The organism is Arthrobacter sp. Hiyo1 (assembly GCF_001263615.2).
Lineage (GTDB): Bacteria > Actinomycetota > Actinomycetes > Actinomycetales > Micrococcaceae > Arthrobacter.
On the sequence record NZ_DF952470.1, the window covers coordinates 8914 to 12538 of the forward strand.

The window sequence follows — 3625 nt, forward strand, 5'->3', positions numbered from 1 at the left end:
CGACGACGGCGCGACGCCGGTTTTCCGGGTCGCCGTCGCCGACGGTACGGTTACCCGGGTGACGCAGGACGCCGCAGCGTACACCGACGTCGTGGTTTCCCCGGATGGGCTGAGCGCGTTTGCGCTGCGCAGCTCGTATGAATTCCCGGCTGAAGCCGTCCGGATCGATCTCGCTTCGGGTGACGTCGAGCGGCTTCCCGCACCGGCTGAACGTCCCCGGATCAAAGGTTCGTTGGAACGGGTGGAAACGAGTGCGGCAGATGGTTCGAGGGTTCCGGCTTACCTCGCGCTCCCGGAGGGCGCGTCGGAGGCGAACCCGGCGCCCCTGCTGTTGTGGATCCACGGCGGGCCGTTGGGCTCGTGGAACGCCTGGACCTGGCGATGGAGTCCATGGCTGCTCGTGTCGAAGGGATATGCCGTGTTGCTACCGGACCCGGCACTGTCCACCGGATATGGCCAGCAATTCATCCAGCGCGGCTGGGGTGAATGGGGCAAGGCGCCGTATACGGACCTCATGTCCATCACCGACGCGGTGGTCCAGCGGTCCGACATTGACCAGACGCGGACAGCCGCCATGGGCGGCTCCTTCGGCGGCTACATGGCCAACTGGGTGGCCGGGCACACGGACCGTTTCAAGGCGATCGTGACGCACGCCAGTCTGTGGGCCATGGACCAGTTCGGGCCCACTACGGACGCTTCGCAGTATTGGCTCAAGGAAATGACCCCGGAGATGGCGCTGGACAATTCGCCCCATCTCCATGTCGCCAAAATCAAGACGCCCATGCTGGTGATCCACGGTGACAAGGACTACCGGGTGCCGATCGGCGAGGGCCTGAGGCTTTGGTACGAACTTCTTTCCAGTTCCGGGCTGCCCGCCGATGAGAGCGGTGAAACCCAGCACCGCTTCCTGTACTTCCCTGACGAGAACCATTGGATCCTGCAGCCGCAGCACGCCAAGGTCTGGTACGGCGTCGTGGAGCACTTCCTTGCCAGGCAGGTACTTGGACAGGAGGTTCCTGTTCCTGGGGACCTGGGGCTCTAGGCGCCTTTCGCCTCGTAAGATTGGGGCTGTGACTTCCACCTTCAGTATCCGTCCTGCCCGCACCGGCGATGTTGCCGCGATCAAGAGGCTTGTAGCGCCACTGGCAGAGCAGCGAATCCTGATGGCCAAGGAGACCGTTGCCTACTACGAGAGCCTCCAGGAGTTCCGGATTGCCGAATCGTCCGACGGCGAGGTGATCGGTTGCGGTGCGCTGCACGTCATGTGGGAGGACCTGGCAGAGGTGCGCACTTTGGCGGCGGACGACAATTGGCGGGGCAAGGGCGTGGGTCATGTCCTTGTCCAGCAACTCCTGGAGGACGCCCGGGCCTTGGGCGTTGCGCGGGTCTTCTGCCTGACGTTCGAAGTGGACTTCTTCAAGCGCCACGGCTTCGAAGTCATGGCGGACCAAACCGCCGTCGACCCCCAGGTCTACTCGGAATTGCTGCGTTCCCACGACGAAGGCGTGGCCGAGTTCCTCGATCTGGCCCGCGTGAAGCCCAATACCCTGGGCAACACCCGCATGATCAAGGTCCTTTAGCTCCGGGTTCTTCCCCCGTCCCTGAATGTGCCGGTCCCCAAAGTCTTTACGTATATCAACTTGATGGATAAACTAGTTGAGGCTCGGTTGCGGCGGGCCAACCATACTGTGGAGGCGAGAAATGAAGTACCACGTTATGTTTCCGGACTTTTCAGGTTTCCAAATCGACATGCCGCGTCCCGGCTCCACACCGGAGTCGCGCAAGCAGGGGACCGGCGGGTGCATGCGGTCCGCGTGCACCGATCTTTGGCCCGACTCGATGGCCAAGGACGCAACAGCCCAAGACTTCAGCATCGGCCGTCTGACGGTGGGCGGACCGCCCCACTAAGCAGGCGGATACCGGAAGGTTTTTCAGAAGGGACAACCATTGGGGGTTGTCCCTTTTGCCTTTCCGTCGCTGGGTTCTGTGTTGCACGTTCGCACATACGGACCGTTCCCCTACCGTGCCCGGGGCGCTGGTAGTAGGGTCAAATCACCTACCAGCAACGCCCCAGGAGCGCGCCATGAAAAAGCTCATCAACGATCCCCGCTCGGTGGTGGACGAGTCTGTCGAGGGTTTCGGCATGGCCCATGCCGATCTCGTGGATGTCCATACGGACCCCATCTTCGTCGTTCGAAAAGGAGCGCCCGTAGCCGGCAAGGTGGCGCTTGTGTCGGGAGGAGGGAGCGGCCATGAGCCGCTTCATGCCGGCTTTGTGGGGCACGGAATGCTCGACGCCGCTGTGCCGGGCGCCGTCTTCACCTCGCCCACGCCTGACCAAATCATTCCGGCCACGGCGGCCGTCGATTCCGGGGCCGGCGTCATTCACATCGTGAAGAACTACACCGGTGACGTGCTGAACTTCGAGACCGCGGCAGAGATGGCCCAGGCTGAAGGAATCAGCGTCCGCTCGGTTCTCGTCAACGACGACGTCGCGGTGGAGGATTCCCTGTATACGGCAGGCCGCCGCGGCGTGGGCGGCACCGTGCTGGTCGAAAAGATTGCCGGCGCAGCAGCGGAGCGTGGGGATTCGCTGGAAGCCGTCGCGGGCGTGGCGGAGGGAGTTGTCCGCAACGTGCGCACCATGGGCGTCGCCCTCTCCGGCTGCACCGTGCCGCATGCCGGGGTACCCAGCTTCGAGCTCGCCGAGGATGAAATCGAAATCGGCATAGGCATTCACGGTGAACCCGGCAGGCACCGGATCGCCATGGAGGGCGCCGACGCCATCACCAGCCGCCTCTTGGACCCTGTCCTGGAGGACCTTGGGATCAAGGCCGGTGAAGAAGTGCTGCTCTTCGTCAACGGCATGGGCGGTACGCCCCTTAGCGAGTTGTACATCGTCTACCGCCGGGCCGCCCAGATCCTCGCGGAAAGAGGAGCCAAAGTGGAACGCTCCCTCGTGGGCAACTACGTCACGTCGCTCGAGATGCAGGGCTGCTCCATCTCGGTACTGCGTCTTGATGACGAACTCACGGCCCTTTGGGACGCGCCCGTCCATACTCCGGCCCTGCGTTGGGGGATGTGACAGTGGGCCTGGGGGTCGAATGGGCGGTCGAATGGTTGACGCTCTCCGCACGGCTCATGGCCGAGCACCGGGAAGAGTTGATTGCTCTGGACCGCGCGATCGGCGACTCCGACCACGGTGAAAACATGGACCGGGGATTCCAGGCCGTCATGGAGAAACTTGCCCAGACTCCACCCGAAACGCCCGGTGCAGCGCTGAAGCTGGCGGCGATGGCCTTGATGTCCAAGGTGGGCGGGGCAGCCGGACCGCTGTACGGAACCGCGTATCTTCGGGCGGCAACGGCGCTGGGAGAAAGCGCGGACGTTGATGCAGCGGCGCTTGCAGGAGCACTGACTGCGGCTCGGGACGGAATTGTTGCCCGCGGAAAAGCGGAGCTGGGCGACAAAACCATGGTGGATGCCTGGTCTCCCGCCGTGGAAGCGGCGGACGAGGTCCTCGTGGCTGGAGGAGATGCTGTGGCGGTGCTGGCCGCGGCGGCCGAGGCTGCCGAGGTCGGGGCCGTGACGACTGATCCGTTGGTAGCCCGCAAGGGGCGCGCAA

Annotated in this window: 4 protein-coding genes; all 4 read left to right on the forward strand. The window is 63.9% G+C overall.

Going from position 1 to position 3625, the window contains the following annotated elements; translation table 11 throughout:
• Positions 1 to 1042: S9 family peptidase (locus AHiyo1_RS09015; RefSeq protein WP_148667522.1), on the forward strand; the 1042-nt coding region annotated here is incomplete at its 5' end.
• Between the two features lie 28 nt (positions 1043 to 1070).
• Entirely contained in the window at positions 1071 to 1580 is a 510-nt protein-coding gene (locus AHiyo1_RS09020; RefSeq protein WP_059388339.1) for an amino-acid N-acetyltransferase, read from the forward strand.
• A 503-nt stretch (positions 1581 to 2083) separates the two neighbouring features.
• A complete protein-coding gene (gene dhaK / locus AHiyo1_RS09030) occupies positions 2084 to 3085 on the forward strand; it encodes a dihydroxyacetone kinase subunit DhaK (protein WP_059388341.1) in 1002 nt (333 codons plus the stop codon).
• Between the two features lie 2 nt (positions 3086 to 3087).
• Positions 3088 to 3625 (forward strand): dihydroxyacetone kinase subunit DhaL (dhaL, locus tag AHiyo1_RS09035; RefSeq protein ID WP_059388342.1); only part of this gene is annotated, 538 nt, incomplete at its 3' end.